Source organism: Diaphorobacter ruginosibacter (assembly GCF_014395975.1).
GTDB lineage: Bacteria > Pseudomonadota > Gammaproteobacteria > Burkholderiales > Burkholderiaceae_C > Diaphorobacter_A > Diaphorobacter_A ruginosibacter.
On record NZ_CP060714.1, the window covers coordinates 84,073 to 104,049 of the forward strand.

Sequence of the window (19,977 nt, forward strand, 5' to 3'; positions counted from 1 at the left end):
GCTCCGGTCAAAAAAGAAAGGGCTTAAAAATCTTGTTGCGAGATTATTGCACATCAATTAATCTTAAAAAAAGATCAAAAGGCCCTGCCTTCACCATGTCCCTTGCCATGAAATCCCTTCCGCTGCCCGCCAGCCCGGCCGTACAGGGCTCCGTCCATCCCCTGGTGGTGGCACTGGCCGGCATGGCGTCGCTGGCCGTTGCCATGGGCATCGGCCGCTTCGCCTTCACGCCGCTGCTGCCGATGATGCTGCACGATGGCGTGCTCGACCTGGCACAGGGCAGCTGGCTGGCCACGGCGAATTACCTGGGCTACCTGCTGGGCGCATTCATGGGCATGGCGCTGCCGTGGGTTGCACCGAAGTTGTACGCGGTCTGGAATCCGGCGCGCATCACCTGGACGGGGCTGATCGCCACGTTGCTGCTGACGGCTGCCATGGCGTTTCCGGTGCCGCAGCTCTGGCCCACGCTGCGCTTCTTTGCGGGCATGGCGAGCGCGCTCACCTTCCTGGGAACCTCGTCGTGGTGCATGGTGCGGCTGGCGGGGCTCGGGCGGCCTGCCCTTTCGGGCCTGATCTTCTGCGGGCCGGGCCTGGGAATCCTGCTGACGGGGCTGTTCGCAAGCGCCATGGTGGCTGCGCAATGGCACGCGTCCAGCGGGTGGTGGATGTTCACGGCCCTGGCGCTCGTGCTGTGCGTGCTGATCTGGCCTTTGATCCAGGGGCCGGCGGCGCTGCATGGCGAGCCGCCTGCGCCGGGGGCACCGCAGCGGCAGCGAACCATTGAGATTGAGCGATCCGCAGGACTATCCGCAGAGTCGTCCGCAGAACCTGTGGCGGCGCGCGTGGTGCACGCGGTGGGCTACGGATTGGCGGGCTTCGGCTACATCATCACGGCCACGTTCCTGCCGGTGATCGCGCGTACCGTGATGCCGGCCGACTCGGGCTGGGCGGACCTGTTCTGGCCCATTGCGGGGGCAGGCGCGGTGGTCGGCATTCTGGTGAGCACGCGGCTGCCGGTGCATTGGTCGCGCCGCTCCCTGCTCGCGGGTGCCTACCTGATGCAGGCGGCCGGCATCGGCCTGGGGCTGCTGTGGCCCACCACGGCGGGCTTTGCGATCGGCAGCGTGCTGGTGGGGCTGCCATTCAACGCGATCACCTTCTTCGGTATCCAGGAGGCGCGCCGCAGCTGGCCCGCGTCGGCCGACAGCTTCGTGGGAATGATCACGGGCCTGTACGGACTGGGCCAGATCGCCGGGCCGCCGCTGGTGGCGTGGCTGCTGGTGCATTCGCCCGAGGGCAGCGGATTTGAGCGCGGGCTGGAATGCGCCGCGCTGTCGCTGGTGATCGGCGCTGCGCTGTACCTGGCGTCACTGTGGCTGTGGCCCGAGCGCCGCGAAGGCCGCCAGGGCCGGTGAGCCGCGAGCGCAGGAGCCCCTACTCGCCGGCCGGAAGCCGCAGCACGAAGCAGGCGCCGCTCTGCCCGTCGGGGCGATCCTCGCAGGTGACCCTGCCGTGGTGGCGCTGTGCGATCGAGCGCACCAGGGCGAGACCCAGACCCACGCCGCCCGAACGCTCGCTTGCGCCCGGCAGCCGGTAGAACGGCTCGAAGATGCGCTCGCGCTGGTCGGGCGCGACGCCGGGGCCGAAATCGCACACCCGGATCACCACCTGGCTGCCCTCGCGCGCGAGTTCCAGCGTGATCTCTCCCTGGCTGTACCGGCGGGCGTTCTCCAGCAGGTTGCGCACGGCGCGGCGCAGCAGCTTGGCGATGCCCTGCACGTCGAGATCGGCCGCCTGCAGGCCCTGGGTGTGGGCATTCAGGTCGGCATCGACGCGTGCGCACTCCTCGGCCGCAAGGCCCAGCAGATCGACCGGTTCCATCGTGCCGACGTCCGAAGCCCCGGCGTCCAGCCGGCTCGCGAGCAGGATCTCGTCCACGAGCTGATCGAGCTCGGCGATGTTGCGCAATATCTCGGCGCGCGAGGCGGGCGATGGCGCTCCATCCTGCATCAGCTCCATGCCCATGCGGATGCGCGTGAGCGGGGAGCGCAACTCGTGCGACGCGTTGGCCAGCAGCGACTTGTGCGACTGCACCAGCGTCTCGATGCGCGATGCGGCGGCATTGAACTGGCGGGCCAGGTCGGCCACTTCGTCGTGGCCCTGGGCACGCACGCGCACCTTGAGGTCGCCCTCGCCGAAGCGCTTGACGCTGCGCTGCAGGTTCTCAAGCCGCTGCAGCAGTTTGCGGATGATGGGAAACACGCCGATCGTCACGGCCATGCCGACCGCGGCCAGGACCCAGATGAACCCGAACGGCGGGCGCAGCCAGAACGACACGTCGCGCGCTCCCTCGCGTCCTCCCCGTCCTTCGGGGCGGGGTGCGCGCGCGGAGAGCTGCATCTGGAATTTCTCGCCGGACTCGGTCTCGATGCTGAAGTCGGACGGTTCGCCAGGCTCGCGCCGCTCGCGCGTCGCGAGGCCCTCCAGGATGGGCTGGCCCTCGCTGTTCACGATGGTGATCTGGCGTGCCGGAGGCTGCTGATTCTGCGCGTTGTGCTCGGCCGCCACGCGCCAGGCGATCCCGATCGCGAACGCGAACACCGCCACGCCACCGACCACCGCGAGCCAGATGCGCAGATAGAGGCGGCGGGAGAAGGGGCTGATCAGGGACATGGGCGCGTTACTCGGGCTGGCGGGCGCTGCGGCGTCATGCGGGGTCAATCCTGCTGCTTGGCGAACACATAGCCCACGCCCCGCACCGTCAGGATGCGGCGCGGATTCTTGGGGTCGGCCTCGATGGCGGCGCGGATGCGGCCCATGTGCACGTCGATGGAGCGGTCGAATGCCTCGAGCTCGCGCCCGCGCACGGCCTCCATGATCTGGTCGCGCGTGAGCACGCGGCCCGCCCGCTCGGCGATCGTCACGAGCAGGTCGAACTGGTACGAGGTGAGGTCGGCCAGCTGCCCGTTGACCGTGACGGTGCGGGCATCGCGGTCGATCTCGAGCGAGCCGAAACGCAGGGTCTGCGCCGCGGGCTGCACGCCCGTCTCGCGGCGGCGCAGGATGGCGCGGATGCGCGCCAGCAGCTCGCGTGGCTCGAAGGGCTTGGGCAGATAGTCGTCGGCGCCGATCTCGAGGCCGATCACGCGGTCCATCGGGTCGCCCTTGGCCGTGAGCATGAGCACGGGCACCTGCGATGCGGGAGCGGGCAGGGCGCGGATGCGGCGGCAGATCTCGAGGCCGTCCATGTCGGGCAGCATCAGGTCGAGGATCACGAGGTCGGGCAGCTCGGCCGCATCGGGGCCGGTCAGCCGCGCCAGTCCGCCCTGGCCATCGCCGCAATGCGCGACGTGCAGGCCGGACTGCCCGAGATACTCGCTCACCATCTGGGCCAGTCGGGCGTCGTCTTCGATCATCAGCAGGTTGTGGGGCATGGCGTGGAGGTCTTGTGTTGCGCGATCACGAAATCGGGCACCGTGCGCTGCATGCGCAAGAGTGTCCGGGCCAATGGTGCATGAGGCGTGCTGCTCTCGTTCGCTGTTTCCGTAAAGAAAGGTAAAGCGCTAGGGTCCCTAGGCACGGTCACGGCGAATCGACGGCAGGGGTGGTCGAACCTGCGCGCTCACTGCTTTTCTTCACGTGCCCCGCGGCCCATACCAGCAGCAGCACCGGAATGCCCAGCAGTGCCGTGGAAATGAAGAAATTGCTGTAGCCGTAGGCATTCACGAAGTCGCCCGAGAAGCCCGCGACGAACTTGGGCAGCAGCAGCATCAGCGACGAGAACAGGGCGTACTGCGAGGCCGAGTAGCTGATGTTGGTGAGGCTCGAGAGATAGCCGATGAATGCGCCCGATGCGATGCCCGAGGCCAGGTTGTCGGCCGAGATCACCAGGATCAGGGCGGGCACGCTATGGCCGATGCTGGCGAGCCAGGCGAACATCAGGTTGGTGAGCGCGCTCAGGATCGCACCCAGCATCAGCACGCGCATCACGCCGAAGCGCATGGACATCGCGCCACCGACGAAGCCGCCGACGATGGTCATGATGATGCCGTAGGTCTTGACCACCGAGAGCACCTCATCCTTGGTGAAGCCCGTGTCCACGTAAAACGGATTGGCCATGATGCCCATGACCACGTCGCTGATGCGATAGACGGCGATGAGGGCGAGGATCACCGCGGCATGCCACCGGTAGCGGCGGAAGAAATCGGCAAAGGGCTCGATGAGCGCGCTTTGCAGCCATTCTCCGGCACTGCGCGCGGGCGGCAGCTCGCGGCCCTTGCCCTCGCGCGAGAGCAGCACGGTCACCACGCCGGCCAGCACCGATGCCGCCATCACCAGATAGGCCGTGCGCCACGCGGCATCCTGGTAATTGCCGGCCAATGCGGCGATTTCCGAGCGTGCGGCCAGCCACAGCACACCCGCGCCGGACCAGATCATGGCCAGCCGGTAGCCAAGCTGGTAGCTCGCGGCGAGCGCAGCCTGCTCGTCGGCGGGCGCGGATTCGATGCGGTAGGCATCGAGCGCAATATCCTGCGTGGCCGAAGCAAACGCGGTGACCAGCGCCCACGCCACGATGGGCCCGAGGGCGGTCTGCGGATTGGACAGCGCCATGCCCGCGAGCCCGCACATCACGCCGACCTGCGCGAGCAGCAGCCAGCTGCGGCGGCGCCCCATGGCGTGGGTGAGCCAGGGCAGCGGCACCCGGTCGACGATGGGCGCCCAGACCCACTTGAAGCCATAGGCCAGGCCCACCCAGCTCAGGTGGCCGATGGTGCCCCGGTCGATCCCCGCCTCGCGCAGGCGAAACGACAGCGTTCCCAGCACCAGCAGCAGGGGAAGTCCTGCCGCGAAGCCGAGCGAGAGCATGCGCAGGCTCTCGGGCCGCAGGTAGACGAGCCAGGCGTCGCGCCACGACTTGGAGGGCGCTTCGGAGGTGATGGTGGGCGTTGCGGTGGATTCGGAAGACATGGAAAGCCAGGTTGGAAGCGGCAGCCGCCATTATGCGGACTGCGGGCTGGCGCAACCCTTCATCAGGGTTCGCGCTACTATTTGCCGCATGGCCCGCCATGCCCATCCGCCTTTTCTGCTGACTGCGCCCGTCGCCTCGATCCGCCACTACAGCGGCGAGCATGCGGCGCATGCGCATGACCACGCGCAGATCCTCTACGCGCTCGAAGGCCGCATGGAGCTCGAGGTGAATGGCCGCGCGGCGTTTGTCGACGCCGCCTGCGGCATGGTGGTGCCCGCGGGCGTGGAGCACGGGTTCCTCGCCTCGCCCGGCGCGCGCCTGCTCGTGATCGACGCGCCGCATGACCGCAGCGGAGTGGACAAGGTACGGCGCTTTGCGGTTCCCGGCGCCCTGCGCGGTGCGCAGCAGGCCCCGGTGGACGGCGGCGATGCGGGCAACCGCCTTGATGATCTGCTGGATGCCCCGCGCGTGATCGCACGCCGCGATCTCGATCTGGCGCATGTGCGCGAACAGGTCACGCGCCACCTGCACGAGGACTGGAACACGCGCCGCATGGCAGCGCTCGTGCACCTGAGCGCCCAGCGCTTTCATCTGCGCTGGCTCGAGCTCACCGGCAAGACGCCGCAGCAGTGGCTGCGCGACCTGCGGCTTGATGCGGCCGAGGTGGCCCTCGCACGCGGCGAGTCGCTCGAAACCACGGCGCTGCGCTATGGCTACCGCAGCGCGAGCGCGCTGGCATTCGCGCTGCGCCGGGATCGCCATGTCGGGGCGCGGGATCTGCGGCGCAAGCCGGCATAGGGTCCTCTTACAGGCTGCACAACAAGCGTTTCTCTACAAACCGCTGCCGCGCCGCGCCGCATCATGGCGGCATGACGAACAGGAACCACACTCCGCATCATGCGATCTCGCCTGCGCTGGGCATCACGCTGGTCAGCATTGCGGCGATCTTCTGGGGCACGACCGGCACCGCGCAGAGCCTGGGCGGTGCCGGGCTGTCCCCCTACTGGCTGGGCGCGGCGCAGCTCGCCGTATCGGCGGTTTTCTACGCCGCCCTGCGCTGGTGTGTTGCGCACCGCAGGCAGCGCCAGGCGGGGCAGCCGCTGTTTCCCCGTCCGGCGTCGCTGGGAATGGACATGCGCCACATAGCGCTCGCGGCGATCGGCATCGGCGGCTACAGCATCTGCTTCTATGCGGGCGTGAAGCTCACGGGCGTGGCGGTGGGGACGGCGGTGGCGATCGGATCGAGCCCGATCTGGGCGGGCTTCATGCAGGCGGTCTTTCTGCGTGCACCGCTGTCGCCCCTGTGGTGGTGCGGCACGGCGGTGAGCATCGCGGGCGGCGTGGCGATGGCGCTCAGCAAGGGCGCAAGCGCTGCACCGCTGTCGGTCGCGGGGCTGGTGCTGTGTCTGCTGGCGGGGCTGTCGTATGCGGCCTATGCGTTGATCAACAAGCGCCTGGTCTCGCGCGCCTCGCCCGAGCTGGTGAATTTCTACGTGTTCAGCGGCGCGGCCCTGTTCGCGGTGCCCGTGGCCTTCCTGCTCGCTGGCGTGCCGCGATTCAGTGCGCCGTCGCTGCTCGTGGCGGTCTATCTGGGCGTGGTGGTGTCGGGCATTGCGCATGCGCTGTTCTCCAGCGGCCTGCGCGGCATCTCGGGGCCGACGGGCGTGACGCTGTCGCTGATCGAGCCCGTTGCCGCCTTTGTGCTCGCGATCTGGGTGGTGGGCGAGCACCAGGCGCTGCAGTCCTGGGTGGGACTGGCGCTGGTGATGCTGGGCCTGCTGGTGGTCGTGCGCGCGGAGCTCAAGGCTTCGCGCGCACAGTCCCTGCCGGTCAGGAGCGGACCGGCGATCTCCTGAGCAGCGGTAGCGCCAGGAAGGCCAGCAGCGTGCCCAGCAGGGCCAGAGCGCTGCTTCCCAGTGTGGGCACCGGCTGCACCGCACCGGTACCGTCCACCGGTGCCGTGGGACCGCCGGGGTCGGCGATGGTGCCATTCACCGTCCAGTCGTCGTCGCCCTGCTGGCCGTCGGTCAGGGTGAAGCGCACCGTGCGGCCACTGATGGCCAGGCCCGCAGGCGCGAAGTAGCTGGCCCCGGTCGCGGTGCGGGTGGCCAGGCCATGCTTGGTGTAGCCCGCCACGGTCTCGGGCCAGGTCACTTCCATGGCGACGAGGTCGGCGCTGCAGTCCACCAGGCCGATGCGCAGCACGCCCTGGGGCAGCGTGTGGCCCGGTGGTGCCGGTGTGGGCGCGGCCTCGAAACGGGTGCTGGCCAGGTCAAACCGACAGCCACCGCCGCCGCCGGTGAAGGTTGCGCTGCCGGTGCCCCCGGGGCCGCTCGCGGGCACCGTCGTTCCCTCGAAGTACGGCGCGCAGGCCACCTGCACATTGCTCACGTTGGCGGTGACGTTGCTGCCACTGGCATTGGTGATGGTGCAGCGCTGGCCCGTGGGTTGGGTGGCGATGGTGACGGCGTAGCTGCTGCGATCGGCCAGCGGATGGGTGAAGCTGAAGGTACCACTGGCGGTCACGGGCAGGTCTTCGCCGTCGTTGCGCAGCAGCAGGCCGGTGCCGGTCAGGCCCGTGGCGGTGCCGCCCAGGGTGTGGGTGGGCATGGGCGCGAAGGTGGCGGTGACGGTGCAGTCGCTGGTGACAGGTCCGGTAAAGAAAATGTTGCGGTTCTCCACGCGCTGGCCGCCGCAGCCGCTGATGCTCTGCGTTATCTGGCCGGGCGGCGGGTTGGCGTAGCACTGCGCAGTGGAGAAGGGGCGGACCGCGCTGGGTTCGCAGGTCAGATGGGATGCCGGGCTGGCGGTGACGGTGTAGGTGATGGGCGGACAGATAATTTGCACATCCGTCACGTCGGCGTTGGCGTGGCCGCTGCCGTTGTGGACCACGCAGGTTCGGCCCGGCGGCTGGAAGCGGATGGTGACGTCATATGCGGCACCGGGGGCCAGCGGTGTGCCGAACGTGAAGGGACCGTCCGAGACAAGTGCCATGCCGTCGCCGCCATTGTTGTTCAGCACCAGCGGTCCTTCGTACTCGAGTCCGCTGAGGGTGCCGCCGATGGTGTAGCGGGTGGGGCTGGTGAACGTGGCCTGCACGCTGCGGGCCCGGTCCATGGTGACGCTGCACGTGCCGGTGCCGGAGCAGTCGCCGCTCCAGCCGGTGAAGGTGTGGTCCACGGCGGGCGTGGCGGTGAGGGTGACGAGTTGCGAGGTGTCCTCGCCAGGGTAGTTGTAGCTGCAGGTGCCGGTGGCGCAGGCCAACGGGGCGCCTGTCACGGTGCCCGTGCCGCTGCCGGTGACGGTGATGGCCAGTTCCACAGGGGTCCGCCGCTCCAGCGCGCCGATGTCGCATGGCGTGTCGCCCACGCCCTGCGGGCGGGCGATGCCGCGCTGGTCGGTCGGCAGTGTGCAGGTCACGGCGTCCTGCAGCAGGCTGGTGAGCTCGGGCAGGTAGCCCCAGAGGATGGGGAAGCCATCCATGCCGTTGGCGCCGAGCGCGCCCAGCTCGGGATCGGCGTCCAGCGTCACGCCGTTGCAGGTGGCGGTGCCGCCGATGAAGGCCACGTTGCCGCCCGCGCAGCCGTCCTGGATCAGGCTGTCGGTGATGGTGGTGGAGCCGGTAGAGAAGGTGATGGCCTGGGCACGCTGCGGGGTGGGATCGCCCCATAGAACGGATTGGCCCACGCGCACCGCACCGCCCTGGGTGAAGAGCGCGTTGCTGGTGCTGCCGCTCGTGTTCTTCATGAAGGTGGCGTGCACAACGTCCAGGCGGGCATCTCCGCCCACCCCCACGATGGCGATGGCGCCGCCGGGCGTGTTGGCGGCGGACTGGTTGGTGGAGAAGGTGGTGTTGCGCACCTCCATGTGGCTGGTGCCGCCGTCCTCCGTCAGGCTGTGGATGGCGCCGCCGTACCCACCCGCATCGTTGCCGTCGAAACTGGCCTGCTCGATCACCGGGCTGCTGACGCCGCCGCTGCCCTTGGCGAGGTTGTACAGGGCTCCGCCGCTGCCGCCCTCGGCGTGGTTGTTCTCCACATGGACATTGCGCAGCACGGGGCTGCTGGTGCCGCCCTCGCCCCGGTTGTAGATCGCGCCGCCGTTGCCCGCAGCGTTGTTGCCGCTGATGAGGACGTTTGTCAGCACCGGGCTGCTGATGCCGCCCCGGCTGGCGTCGTTGAACAGGGCCCCGCCATGGCCGTCGGCGAACGAGGCGCCGATGTACACCATGTGCAGCCGGGGGCTGCAGACGCTGCCCGCGCCCGCGCCGTTGCAGTACAGCGCGCCGCCGTTGGCCCCAGGCCCGGCCGCCGCGCCGCGCAGCAGCATCACACCGTCGATCAGTGTGTCATTCAGTGGGATGCCCAGGCTGCCGTCCAGGTACAGCACGCGGCTGTTGCCGTCGGGGTTCAGCACCGTCGTGCCAGGAGACACGGGCTGGGGCCGCTCGGCCAGCGTGGCTTCGGTGCCGACGAAGCCGCCGTAGAGCTTGACGTTGCGCTCGATGACAAAGCCCCGCCCGCCGGGCGGCGCGTAGAAGGGGCCGCCGTTGGAGTTGGTGCGTTGCAGCCAGATCTCGCTGCAGCTGAAGTCGGCCAGCGCATCGGCCAGGCTGGCGGCCTGCGCCCAGCTCGTGCCGTCGCCCGTGCCGGTGGGCGCGGCGCGGCAGATGCGCGGAGTGAAGGTGCCGGTGGCCGTCACGCTGAGGTTGGTGGTTTCCTCGCGCATCACGGTGGCCTCCTGGCCGCCGTTGGCGCCGTTGTCGCTGGTGCCGGTGGTCTGGCCACTGCGCAGGGTGAGCGTGGTCGAGGCCATGCCGGTGGGCGGGGCCAGCAGGCGCACGCGGATGCTGTCGCCGCTCTTGACGATGGCCTCGCTTACCCAGGGGCCGGCGTTGACGCTCAAGCGCCCGCTGCTGATGCGCAGGCCGCCCCAGGCGGTGGTGCCCGGCGGGCTGGTGAGCGTGATGGGGGCGAAAACGTGCGGCTGGCCCGCCGCCCCCGTGGCGAGGGTCAGGCTGGACAGGGCGTTGAACGGCTGGCCGCCGCGCACCACGCGGACTTCTTCGGGGCTAGCGGTGCTCAGCATCTCGCCGCTTGCGCTGCCGGGGTTGGCCCGCCAGGCCGCACCGGTCGAAGTGGGGTCGGGCGAGGCAGTCCAGAAGGTGTTGCGGATGCCGCCGCCGTGGTCGCTGGGAAGCACCTCCTGGTTCGTGGCAATGTCGGGCCAGCCGCTGGGGCAGCCGGCCATCAGCGCGCTGTATTCGGTGGCGTAGGGCATCCGCCAGGTGCCATCGAGCAGGCGGTTGGGGCCGAGGGCGGCGTTGAGGCCCCAATTGACGTTGTTGTAGAAGGGCGCGGGCAGCAGCCCTGCGCGGCCGGTGTCGTAGTCGGCCCAGTCCATCCAGGTTTTCTGGAAGTTGTCCGTGGGGTACTGGGCGCTGCACTGGCCGTTGTCGAACGTGGCGCCCTCGATGCAGCGCGACCAGACCAGCCCCGTTGCCCAGTGCATGGCGCTGGCGCGGCCCTGCGCCTCGCCCACGATGTAGTCGCTGGTGGCGTTGGGGCTGGAGCAGACCTGCGCCTGGGCCAGCAGCGGCACGGCCAGGCAGGCGGCAAGGAGCGGGTTGCGGAGGGAGTGCTTCATTTTGGTAGCTCCGTGCACTGGCAGGTGACAGGCTGCAGCGCGGGTTGAACTGGGGCGGTACGACGTCCGGATGGCGTCGGAAGCGCATGCTTCAGCTTATAAGTTAAGTAAACATTTGTATGTAGCCTCAAACGGCTACATGGCCGAGCGGCGCATTTGTGGGCAAGATGCCGCCATGTCCGCCTTGCAAACATCCGATCCCGACCCGGCCAGCTCCATCCGCCTGGCCATCGTCGAAGACGACGCCGCCTGTCGCCAGGCCGTGGCGCGCGCCGTGGCGGCGGCCGAAGGGCTGTGCCTGGCCTGGGCGGCTGCGAGCCGTGCCGAAGCGCTGGCGCGGCTGGCCTCGCAGACACCCGATGCGGCGCTCGATGTGTTGCTGGTCGATCTGGGGCTGCCCGACGGCTCGGGTCTGGACGTGATTGCCGCAGCCCGCACCGCGCAACCGGCCTGCGCGGTGATGGTCAGCACCATCTTTGGCGACGAGGAGAACGTGCTGCGCTCCATCGAGGCCGGGGCCATGGGCTACCTGCTCAAGGACCTGAGTGCGCAGGCGCTGGTGCATGAGGTCCGCAGCCTGCACGCGGGCGGCAGTCCGATCAACCCCATGGTGGCGCGCAAGCTGCTGCTGCGGGCTGCGGCTCCCACTGCGCCGGGCATGCCCGCCCAGGCGGATGCAGGAACCCAGCTGTCGGCGCGCGAGGCCGAGGTGCTGCGCCTGGTGGCGCGCGGTTTCACCACCGACGAGGTGGCCGGGGCCCTGGAAGTGTCGCGCCACACGGTTCGCTCCTTTGTGCGCCGTATCTATGCCAAGCTGCAGGTGGGCAACCGCGCCGAAGCCGTGCGCGAAGGCGCCCGCCAGGGATGGCTGGATGGTGGCTGAAAACTCGGGCCGGAACTGGCGGATGGCGCTTTTCCTGAAAGCGCTGGTTGCGATGGTTGTCGCGTGGGCCGGCTGCGCCCTGCCGGCGGCGGCGCAGACCCATGTGACCGAGGCGCTGGTCTGGCCTTCACCCAGCACGGCCTGGATGCCGCCGCAGGCCCTCGATGCGGCGGCGCTGGACGCGGCCGACCGCGCGGTGCTCGACGCCGCGACGCCCTGGCAGCCGGTGGCGCTGCCCCATGCCCGGCCCCGAGCGCGCTGGGGCGGGCTCGGCCAGTCGCTGCGCGTGGATGTGCCCGAGGTGCTGTGGTACCGCATGCAGTTGCCCGCCGAGGCGCTGGACGGCATGGCGGAGGGAGTTCGGCTGTACCTCCCGCGCTGGCAGACGGTGGGCACGCTCGGGGTCTACGTGGGGGGACGGCTGGCCTGGCAGTCCGGCGGCGGGGACGGCGACCGGCTCTGGAACGGTTTCAACCACCCGGTGTGGATCGACCTGGGGGGGCTGGCCCGGCCGGGTGGCCCGGCGCAGGTGCATGTGCGCATGGCCAGCCTGCCCGGTGTGGGCGGCATGCTGTCGTCGCTGTGGGCAGGACCGGCGCAGGAGCTGCTGCCGTCCTGGCGTTGGCGCACGTTCTGGCAGACCAGCCTGGTGTCGTACTGGCGGGCGGGTTTCCTGATGCTCAGCCTGTTCGCGTTGGCGCTGTGGTTCAAGTACCGGCGCAGCAGGCGTGATGAGGTGCGCCTGTTCCTGCTGTTCTTCGTGATGTCGGCCTGCCAGTCGGTGGCGGCCCTGCTGTTCCTGGTGGACGACGAGGGGCTGGACGTGGACTTTGCCTGGTTCTCGTGGCTGACGCTGGTGGCGTTGCTGGCGGCACTGGTGTGCATGTTCCACTTCCTGTGCCGTGTGCAGGGCCAGCATTGGCCACGGCTGGGCCGGGCGCTGCCACTGTACCTGGGCGTCGTTGCCGTGCTCACGTTGCCGACCTGGTGGTCAGCGTACCTCGCGCTGGTGCCGCTCTTGCGCCTGCTGCTGGCACCGGCCGTGCTGGCGCTGCTGGTCGCCGTAGCCGTCGGTGCGTGGCGACTGCGCAGCCGCAGCAGCCTGATGCTGGCCGTGTGGGCTGCGATGGTGCCGCCCATAGGCCTGCACGACATGGCGATGCAGAGCTACCGCTTCGACGTGGAGGGGGTCTACCTGTCGCCCTATGTGAGCGTGGGCCTGTTCATGCTGTTCCTGGTCATCGTCTTCACGCGCTACAGCCGCGCACAGGACCTGGCCGCGCGCGCCCATGCCACCCTGGCCGAGCGCCTGGCCGCGCAGGAGCGCGAGCTGCTGCAGGCCCACGAGCGGCTGCGGTTGGCAGAGCGCGAACAGACACTGCTGCACGAGCGCCAGCGCCTGATGCGCGAGATGCACGACGGCGTGGGCTCGTCGCTGATCAGCGCGCTGCGTCTGGTGGAGGAGGCCCCCGCCGACACGGTGGACGTGGCGCAGATGCTGCGCGAGTGCATCGACGACCTCAAGCTTTCCATCGATTCGCTGGAGCCGGTGCATGCCGACCTGCTGGCGTTGCTGGCGGCGCTGCGCTTCCGGCTCGGGCCACGGCTGGAGGGTGCCGGTCTGGCACTGCGCTGGCAGGTGAGCGACCTGCCGCCGTTGCCCTGGCTCGATGCGCAGAGCGCGCTGCATGTGCTGCGCATCCTGCAGGAGGTGCTCACGAACATCGTCAAGCACAGTGGCGCGGACGACATCGCGGTCGGGACCATGGAGGCCGCGCGCAATGGCATGCCCGGCGTGCAGGTCTGGGTGCGGGACAATGGCCGCCCCTTCATACCCCCCGTGCCCGAGGCGCTACCGCCCGGCCGCCGCGGCCTGGGCAACGTGCGCAGCCGCGCCAGGGCGCTGGGTGCGCACTGCGACTGGCAGCCCGCGCCGGCCCGGGGCACGGAGTTCACGCTGTGGCTACCGCTGTACAAGCAGCGCGAGAATGCGGACACTCTTCAGCCGACGATCTCCACGCTCTAAACTTGCAGGTATGACGCAGCAGCATTCCCGCACCTCATCGCAAACGCCCCTGGCGGACTTCCCTTCGTGCCTGTGCGCAATGCCGCACGCGGGCGCGCCCTGGAATCCGCGCCGGGCCTTTCTGCTGGCAGCGACAGCGGCGGCCGCGACTCCGGCGCTCGCGCAGGTCGACGTGGGCAATGCCTCGGCACTGCGCAACCTCGTGCCCGCCGAAACGCTGGAGAACGCCGCCACGCAGCAGTACGACCAGCTGCTCGCACAGGCCAAGGCGCAGCGTGCGCTCGGTGGCGACGACAACCCGCAAGTCGTGCGCCTGCGCGGCATCGCGAAGCGGCTGATTCCCTACACCTATCCATGGAACGAGCGCGCGCGTGGCTGGCGCTGGGAGGTCAACCTCATCGGCAGCAAGCAGATCAATGCGTTCTGCATGCCCGGCGGAAAGATCGCGTTCTACACCGGCATCCTCGACCAGCTCAAGCTCACCGACGACGAGATCGCCATGATCATGGGCCACGAGATGGCGCATGCCTTGCGCGAGCATTCGCGCGCGCGCCTGGCCAAGACGCAGGCCACCAACATCGGCATTTCGCTGGGGGCATCCCTGCTGGGCCTTGGCGACATGGGCCGTGCCGCCGCGAACCTGGGCGGGCAACTGCTCACGCTGAAGTTCAGCCGTTCGGACGAGACCGATGCCGACCTCGTCGGGCTCGAGCTGGCCGCGCGCGCCGGCTTCAATCCCCAGGCGTCGATCACGCTCTGGGAGAAGATGGGCAAGGCCACGGGGCAACAGGGCCTGCAGTTCCTGTCGACCCACCCGAGCGGGCCGAACCGCATCAAGGAGTTGCAGGAGAACGTCTCGCGCGTCGACGGGCTCTACAAGGCCGCGCTGCGCGAGCGCAAGTGAACTGAGCTGCCGCGAGTAGAGCGTCAGCAAGCCATCACTGATCGCCAGCTCATGTATTGCCGACGTAGGGGTTGGTGCGGCGCTCGCGCCCGAAGGTGCTTTCGGGACCGTGGCCGGGAATGAACACGGTCTGGTCGCCCATCGGCCACAGGCGCTGCGTGATCGAGTCGATCAACTGCTGGTGGTTGCCCTTGGGGAAGTCGGTGCGCCCGATGCTGCCCGCGAACAGCACGTCGCCCACGAACGCACGGTCGATCTGCGGCGCATGGAACACCACATGGCCGGGCGTGTGGCCCGGGCAGTGGCGCACGTTCAGCACCTCGTTGCCGATCTGCACCGTGTCACCGTCATGCAGCCAGCGCGTGGGCGTGAACGACATGGCCGGCGGGAACCCGAACATCTGGCTCTGCTGCGGCAACCCGTCGATCCAGAACTGGTCGCCTTCCTCGGGGCCGATGATCGGCAGGCCGAGCTTCTGCGCGAGCTCGCCCGTGCCCCCCGCGTGATCGATATGTGCGTGCGTGAGCCACAGTGCCTTGAGGTTCAGCCCGAGCCGGCCGACCTCCTCCAGCAACACCCCGAGATCGCCGCCGGGGTCGATGATGGCGGCATCCCCGGTGGCATCGCACCAGACGATGGAGGCGTTCTGCTGGAACTGGGTGACGGGAACGGTGAGGTACTGGAGCATGGGGTGAGTGATTTTTGCTAACCGAACGTGGCTGAATTTCAAGCAGAGTGTAGCCAGGAGTGCCCTCGGAAGTGGATACCGTGCTATTCAATGGATGGCGATGTGGAACGAGGTCGCTGGGATGTCGGTATGCCGTGAGCCACTGCATGGCCCCCCATTTCGCTCGCTCGAAATGGGAAGTTCAGTGGGACGATGGATGGCTTTCGTCTTCACGACATTCCCTGGCTTGAAAATGCATGCGTGCTATGCCTTGATGGTCCACCACTGGATGAACGATTTCCGGTTCATCCGCATCGTTTTCCAAAGCAATTTTCACCTCCACAGGTTCATGAGGTGCATAGCCTGTCGTGACGACCTCGAGCCCAACGACATCGCAGGGAAACATGGCCGTAAGCTCTTCACCGAAATTGACATCGGTCCAGCGGATGCTCACTGTGGCTTTGTCTGGTTTCGCAGGTGCGAGGTTGCATGAGCTTTGCAAGAACGCTACGCCAAGCAAGCTGGTGAGGCGCATGAGGTGTACAAGGCGCATGACATGGCTCGGATGTTTGGCGTGTCCAATACGCGTGGTTTCGTGATCTCGGCATAGGTCATGCCGGGAGTGTTTGATCGGGGTTCTCCCTCTCGGAGAAGAGAGCTGTTCGGCAAAATGCACGCGTATGCTAAGGCATCGTCGATGCGTTCCTTGACACGCGCCCACGAGATCCATTCGATGCCATAGCGCCCCCATTTGCATCTGCACTGCTGCAGGTGAAACCATTCAGACTGGATCGGGAACCGATGAATCAAAGCCAGGAACACAGCGAGGAATTCAGGCGTGCGCTCGTTGACGAGGCGCTCCATCGCACGCCGGCGGGTGGCTATCCCGCACTTGAAAAACGAGAAGGGTTGGTTCCGGGCACACTCTTCGACTGGGTGAAGGAGTATGGGCCGCCGCGCAGCGAGCGCCCGTTTGAAGCGCTGCATTTCTGGATTGGCATGACTGCTCTGCCAGAAGACGCATTCTGGCGCTACTTTGACCACGCTGATGGCTACTGGGATCTTGAGGTCGAAGACATCGAGGAGGCCGCAGAGGACGTGACGGGTTGCGGCTTTTGTGTTGATGCCGGTATGAAGTTTCTCTACGACGACGATCTCATGCAGATCATCTGGTTCGCTCAACCCGTGTCGGTGCGTGCCATTGTCGATGAGAGCACCATCGCCACGGACCAGGCAGCCGAGATCGTTGTCCGGGCTTGCCTGGAGCGCGGAATGGACAAAGCGAACGCGGCCTTCGTGTACGCGGATCCCTCATTCAAGGTGGCGGACCCATCGAAGCTGTTCAATGGGCTGCCCTACATTGGCAAGTTCCGGTCCAGGAAAGGCGCTGCATGAACCTGGATATGCCACCGGTTGTCGGATCTCCCATCGTTGATGTGATCTTCGAGAAGGAGCGCATCCTCGTTGCTCTGGAGGATGGACGTTTGCTCGCGGCTCCACCGACCTGGGCAGTGCCCAAGGTTGCCGCAATGGGGCCGTTGGAGCGCTCGAAAATGGGTGCATACGTCGGCACTGGTCATGCTCTGGCGGTTGATCGCAGACGGCTACAACGGCGGGCTGCTGCAGTTTTTGGGTAACTCAGGGGGAAGTGATCGCTTTCAAGTGGAGAACTTGGATGAACGCTGAAAGGCGAGCGGCCGCGTTTCGCTTGCGGCAACTGAAGGATGCCAGCGACGCGCACTTGTCTTTGGCGCAATCCGATGGTTCAACCGACGCCTGAACGCCGGAGAAACTCCGCTCAGGACAGATCGGCATGCAGTCGCACGATGCCGCAGTGCCTGCAGAGAAACTTGTAGAGGCTCAGGTCGCCCTGGGGGCGGTAGTTTTCGGCCAGGTCGTGCAGCGTGGGGTGGTTGCGGAACAGCCAGCCGTGATCCTGCCGGAACAGGGCTTCTGCGTCCGGTGGCAGCGACGCCAGTTCCTGCGGCGAGATGTCGCCGTGGAACTCACAGACGTCGCCGCAGTGCGTTTTCCACACGGCGCCCTGCCAGCTGCTGTAGCCGGGCGTGTGGTGCATCACCGCGTCCGCCGCTTGCGGCGATGCCCCGTCGATCTGCGCGTCGCCGTCGATGGTCACTCCCTCGATGTCCTGGCTGAACGATGCGTCCCACTTGCGGTGGGCCGATCCGTCCGCAATGCACCATGGGCAGACGTTGTCCACGTCGGCAATACAGTGGACGTTGCCGCTGTAGATCCAGCCACGGCGTTGCCCGCAGCATTCGCAGTCCAGGTCGATGGCTTCGATCACCTCCAATTCATAGGCCTTGGGGTGATAGGTGAAGTGGGGAGGCGTCTGGTGCATGGCGGGTCTTTGTGGGTGAGAGGGTTGGCCTGCGCTCAACGCGCGGCATCCCGTTTCTGTTCCCGCAGCATGAACAGGTACAGCCCTTCGACCTTCTCACGCGCCCACGGTGTCTTGCGCAGGAATTTCAGGCTCGATGAAACGCTGGGGTCGTGCGTGAAGCAGCGCACCGGAATGCGTTCGCCCAGTTCGTACCAGCCGAAATAGTCGGCGAGCTCGGTCACCATGCGTTCGAGGGTGATGCCGTGGAGCGGGTTGCGCGGTTGCTGTGGTGCGGGTGCTGGGGCGGTCGTCATGCCGTGATTGTCCCGCATTGCACGCTTCACCGGGTCTGCAGCGATGCTCCCCAAACGACAATCTGCGCAGCGCGCGCCCGCCTTGAACTGTTCACGCCAATGCTGAGATGGCCCCTCAGACGCGACGCAAAGGCGCGGGCAGTACTCCTGTACGGCAAGCCTTTGCAACAAAGTATGAGGGGCCATATCAGCACCTCCAAACGAAAACTCTCACCCCAAGCACCACAGATCCTTCGTCACGCGACCCATAGAACCCGGTATTCGGCGAAAAATAAAAAAGCCGATCCGGCAGGGCTGCGGGATCGGCTTGGGCAGGGGCGAATGCCTGTGCGGTCAGAACAGCTTGACCAGCGCCGGCACGCTGAGCACGGCCGTGTAGTAGCCCATGAACTGCACGCCGGTGTTGAAGCCGAAGTTGCGCGAGAGCAGTCCGCCCAGCAGGCCCATGGTCAGGATGACCAGCAGGCCGAGTAGTGCACCTTCCCACACGCTGATCACGATGATCAGGCCGACGAAGGTGGCGATGATGGCTTCGTGGCTGACGCGGCGCGAGACGAACAGGGCCGCGCGGCGCGCATAGTTCATCGCGAACGGATAGGAAACGATCGCGGCGAGCGCGACGGCGAGCAGGCCGTAGCCGAGGAATTCCCAGTGGTTCAGCAGGTTGTGCAGGTTGTGGGTCTGTCCGGTGGCGGCGTCCACGGTGAAGCGCGGCGGCGCGTTGAACAGCGGTGCGGCGGGGCCCGCGGCGACGGGGCTTAAGGGCAGGCCGAAGGCGATCAGCGGAATCAGCGCCTCGGCGATGTAGGTCGCCTCGGTCACGCCGTTGCGCGCGGAGAGCACCGTGGTCAGGCGATGGTAGGCATGCTTCACGCGCGAGCCGACGAGCTCGCCGAGCACCACGGTCATCGCCACGGGGCTGAACACGAAAGTGGCGCTGGAGATGGCGGCGGTGGTGAGTGTCCAGCCGGTCTGCTTCCTGTCCAGCACCTTGAATGGATTGGGGAAGTAACCCGACCAGCCCTTCACGTCCGGAGCCAGGTTGAACTGGTGCACCTTGTCGCGCGCCATGCGTGCGCGGCCCTGTGGCGAGAGCACGGAGAACAGGTCGGCGATCAGCGGTCCGATGGCGATGCCGAGGAAGTAGCTGATGCTGAGCTTGGTGTCGTACTTGGCGGTGAGCGTCTGCAGCGCGATGATCACGACCACGAAGGGCACGAGCAGCGCGACGGCGGCCCAGCGGCCCTTGGAGAAATAGGCGATCAGGATGGCGGCGCACAGGAAGATCCACGGTGCGGTCTTGGTGATGGCCTGGCCGAACGGCGCGAGCATCACGGCGAACAGCACGGCCAGCGGCACTGCGACGAAGGCGGCGATGATCGCCCCCGACACCATCTTGCGCAGAGCGATGTGCGGCACGCCGAGCTTGCGCAGCATGTCGGCATCCTGCAGCAGCGGCGTGGCCAGCGTGTCGCCCGGAATGCCGAGCAGTGCCGTGGGCACCGCATGCGTCATGTGCTTGGCGACGGCGCCGGCGAGGAAGAAGGTGAACACGCCGGCGGGCGGCACGCCCAGCAGCACCACCAGCAGGGTGAGCGGTGCGAGCGTGGTGGTTTCGTCGGTGCCGGAGACGAGGCCGATGGCCGCGAACACCACGGCGCCGATCAGCCCCATGCCTGCCGCGACGGCGATCTGGTTGATGAGAAGGGAATCCATGTCTTGGCTCTTCAGGGGTCAGTGTTTGGCGGGGCGCGCGCGGGTGGAGGAAGGTGCGGGGGCGGCACCCGATTCGGCGAACAGCTCGTAGAGCTTGAGCTCCTTGAGTTCATTCACCACGGCAGGCGGCAGGTCGTCGATGGTGCCGAGTCCCCCGGGCTGGTTTTCCAGCTCGGCCAGCACTTCGGCGCGCCAGGCGGGATCGCTGGAGATGTCCTGCTCGGTCACCGTGCGCTTCGGGGGGAAGATGCGCGCGCAGATCACCCCCGCCAGAATGCATCCGGCGAGCCCTGCCAGCATGGCGTAGGCCTGCGCCAGCTGTTTGGATTCGACGATGGTGGCGAGCCAGCGCGTGGCAAGAAAGTAGCCCGTCACGCTGATGCCGATGCCGATCACGATGGCTCCTGCCAGGTGCTTCAGGTCGACGGTGTCACCCCAGACTTCGGCGAGTTGCCAGCGCTCGTGGCCGGCGGGTGGCTGTTGGTGGGTGGTCATGGTGCCTGTGTCT

General features: G+C 67.5%; 18 protein-coding genes. 8 read left to right on the plus strand and 10 right to left on the minus strand.

Features of this window, described 5'->3' with window-relative positions; genetic code table 11:
* Positions 1 to 107: 107 nt before the first annotated feature.
* Positions 108 to 1,415, plus strand: a complete 1,308-nt coding sequence (locus H9K76_RS00420; RefSeq protein WP_187597661.1) for a YbfB/YjiJ family MFS transporter — start codon at positions 108 to 110, stop codon at positions 1,413 to 1,415.
* Between the two features lie 19 nt (positions 1,416 to 1,434).
* Here the strand turns inward: H9K76_RS00420 and H9K76_RS00425 are convergent, their stop codons facing one another.
* The 3 genes from H9K76_RS00425 to H9K76_RS00435 all read right to left on the minus strand — a co-directional run bounded on the left by H9K76_RS00425 (position 1,435) and on the right by H9K76_RS00435 (position 4,968).
* Positions 1,435 to 2,673 (minus strand): HAMP domain-containing sensor histidine kinase, encoded by a 1,239-nt coding sequence (locus tag H9K76_RS00425; protein WP_187597662.1) that lies wholly within the window; start codon positions 2,671 to 2,673, stop codon positions 1,435 to 1,437.
* A 44-nt stretch (positions 2,674 to 2,717) separates the two neighbouring features.
* Positions 2,718 to 3,434: a response regulator transcription factor gene (locus H9K76_RS00430; RefSeq protein ID WP_187597663.1), complete on the minus strand. Its 717-nt coding sequence runs from the start codon at positions 3,432 to 3,434 to the stop codon at positions 2,718 to 2,720.
* Between the two features lie 148 nt (positions 3,435 to 3,582).
* Positions 3,583 to 4,968, minus strand: a complete 1,386-nt coding sequence (locus H9K76_RS00435; RefSeq protein WP_187597664.1) for an AmpG family muropeptide MFS transporter — start codon at positions 4,966 to 4,968, stop codon at positions 3,583 to 3,585.
* Positions 4,969 to 5,056: 88 nt separating this feature from the next.
* Between H9K76_RS00435 and H9K76_RS00440 the strand changes: the two genes are divergently transcribed.
* Complete coding sequence (locus H9K76_RS00440) at positions 5,057 to 5,767, plus strand: helix-turn-helix domain-containing protein (protein ID WP_187600383.1); 711 nt, start codon at positions 5,057 to 5,059, stop codon at positions 5,765 to 5,767.
* Positions 5,768 to 5,838: 71 nt separating this feature from the next.
* Entirely contained in the window at positions 5,839 to 6,825 is a 987-nt protein-coding gene (locus H9K76_RS00445) for a DMT family transporter (RefSeq protein ID WP_187597665.1), read from the plus strand.
* On the opposite strand, the gene H9K76_RS00450 is transcribed toward H9K76_RS00445, so the two are convergent.
* Positions 6,800 to 10,615, minus strand: a complete 3,816-nt coding sequence (locus H9K76_RS00450; protein ID WP_187597666.1) for a choice-of-anchor U domain-containing protein — start codon at positions 10,613 to 10,615, stop codon at positions 6,800 to 6,802. The genes H9K76_RS00445 and H9K76_RS00450 overlap by 26 nt on opposite strands.
* 175 nt (positions 10,616 to 10,790) lie before the next feature.
* On the opposite strand from H9K76_RS00450, the gene H9K76_RS00455 reads away from it, so the two are divergent.
* The 3 genes from H9K76_RS00455 to H9K76_RS00465 all read left to right on the plus strand — a co-directional run bounded on the left by H9K76_RS00455 (position 10,791) and on the right by H9K76_RS00465 (position 14,428).
* Complete coding sequence (locus H9K76_RS00455) at positions 10,791 to 11,498, plus strand: response regulator (protein WP_187597667.1); 708 nt, start codon at positions 10,791 to 10,793, stop codon at positions 11,496 to 11,498.
* 22 nt (positions 11,499 to 11,520) lie between these two features.
* On the plus strand, positions 11,521 to 13,524 hold the full coding sequence (locus H9K76_RS00460) for a sensor histidine kinase (protein WP_246475223.1): 2,004 nt from the start codon (positions 11,521 to 11,523) through the stop codon (positions 13,522 to 13,524).
* A gap of 79 nt (positions 13,525 to 13,603) precedes the next feature.
* On the plus strand, positions 13,604 to 14,428 hold the full coding sequence (locus H9K76_RS00465) for a M48 family metallopeptidase (RefSeq protein WP_246475589.1): 825 nt from the start codon (positions 13,604 to 13,606) through the stop codon (positions 14,426 to 14,428).
* 49 nt (positions 14,429 to 14,477) lie between these two features.
* On the opposite strand, the gene H9K76_RS00470 is transcribed toward H9K76_RS00465, so the two are convergent.
* Both H9K76_RS00470 and H9K76_RS00475 read right to left on the minus strand, forming a co-directional pair.
* On the minus strand, positions 14,478 to 15,116 hold the full coding sequence (locus tag H9K76_RS00470; RefSeq protein WP_187597669.1) for an MBL fold metallo-hydrolase: 639 nt from the start codon (positions 15,114 to 15,116) through the stop codon (positions 14,478 to 14,480).
* Positions 15,117 to 15,297: 181 nt separating this feature from the next.
* Positions 15,298 to 15,648: a hypothetical protein gene (locus H9K76_RS00475; RefSeq protein WP_187597670.1), complete on the minus strand. Its 351-nt coding sequence runs from the start codon at positions 15,646 to 15,648 to the stop codon at positions 15,298 to 15,300.
* Positions 15,649 to 15,896: 248 nt separating this feature from the next.
* Between H9K76_RS00475 and H9K76_RS00480 the strand changes: the two genes are divergently transcribed.
* Both H9K76_RS00480 and H9K76_RS00485 read left to right on the plus strand, forming a co-directional pair.
* Positions 15,897 to 16,490, plus strand: a complete 594-nt coding sequence (locus tag H9K76_RS00480) for an immunity 22 family protein (RefSeq protein WP_187597671.1) — start codon at positions 15,897 to 15,899, stop codon at positions 16,488 to 16,490.
* Positions 16,487 to 16,732: a hypothetical protein gene (locus H9K76_RS00485; RefSeq protein ID WP_187597672.1), complete on the plus strand. Its 246-nt coding sequence runs from the start codon at positions 16,487 to 16,489 to the stop codon at positions 16,730 to 16,732. Before H9K76_RS00480 ends, H9K76_RS00485 begins: the two co-directional genes overlap by 4 nt.
* A gap of 161 nt (positions 16,733 to 16,893) precedes the next feature.
* On the opposite strand, the gene H9K76_RS00490 is transcribed toward H9K76_RS00485, so the two are convergent.
* From H9K76_RS00490 to H9K76_RS00505, 4 genes are all read right to left on the minus strand, one after another.
* Entirely contained in the window at positions 16,894 to 17,457 is a 564-nt protein-coding gene (locus tag H9K76_RS00490) for a CbrC family protein (RefSeq protein WP_187597673.1), read from the minus strand.
* A 35-nt stretch (positions 17,458 to 17,492) separates the two neighbouring features.
* Positions 17,493 to 17,753: a VF530 family protein gene (locus H9K76_RS00495; protein ID WP_187597674.1), complete on the minus strand. Its 261-nt coding sequence runs from the start codon at positions 17,751 to 17,753 to the stop codon at positions 17,493 to 17,495.
* Between the two features lie 333 nt (positions 17,754 to 18,086).
* The gene (locus tag H9K76_RS00500) at positions 18,087 to 19,469 is read right to left on the minus strand and encodes a tripartite tricarboxylate transporter permease (protein ID WP_187597675.1); all 1,383 of its coding nucleotides are present in this window, start codon (positions 19,467 to 19,469) and stop codon (positions 18,087 to 18,089) included.
* Positions 19,470 to 19,487: 18 nt separating this feature from the next.
* The gene (locus H9K76_RS00505; RefSeq protein WP_187597676.1) at positions 19,488 to 19,964 is read right to left on the minus strand and encodes a hypothetical protein; all 477 of its coding nucleotides are present in this window, start codon (positions 19,962 to 19,964) and stop codon (positions 19,488 to 19,490) included.
* Positions 19,965 to 19,977 lie beyond the last annotated feature (13 nt).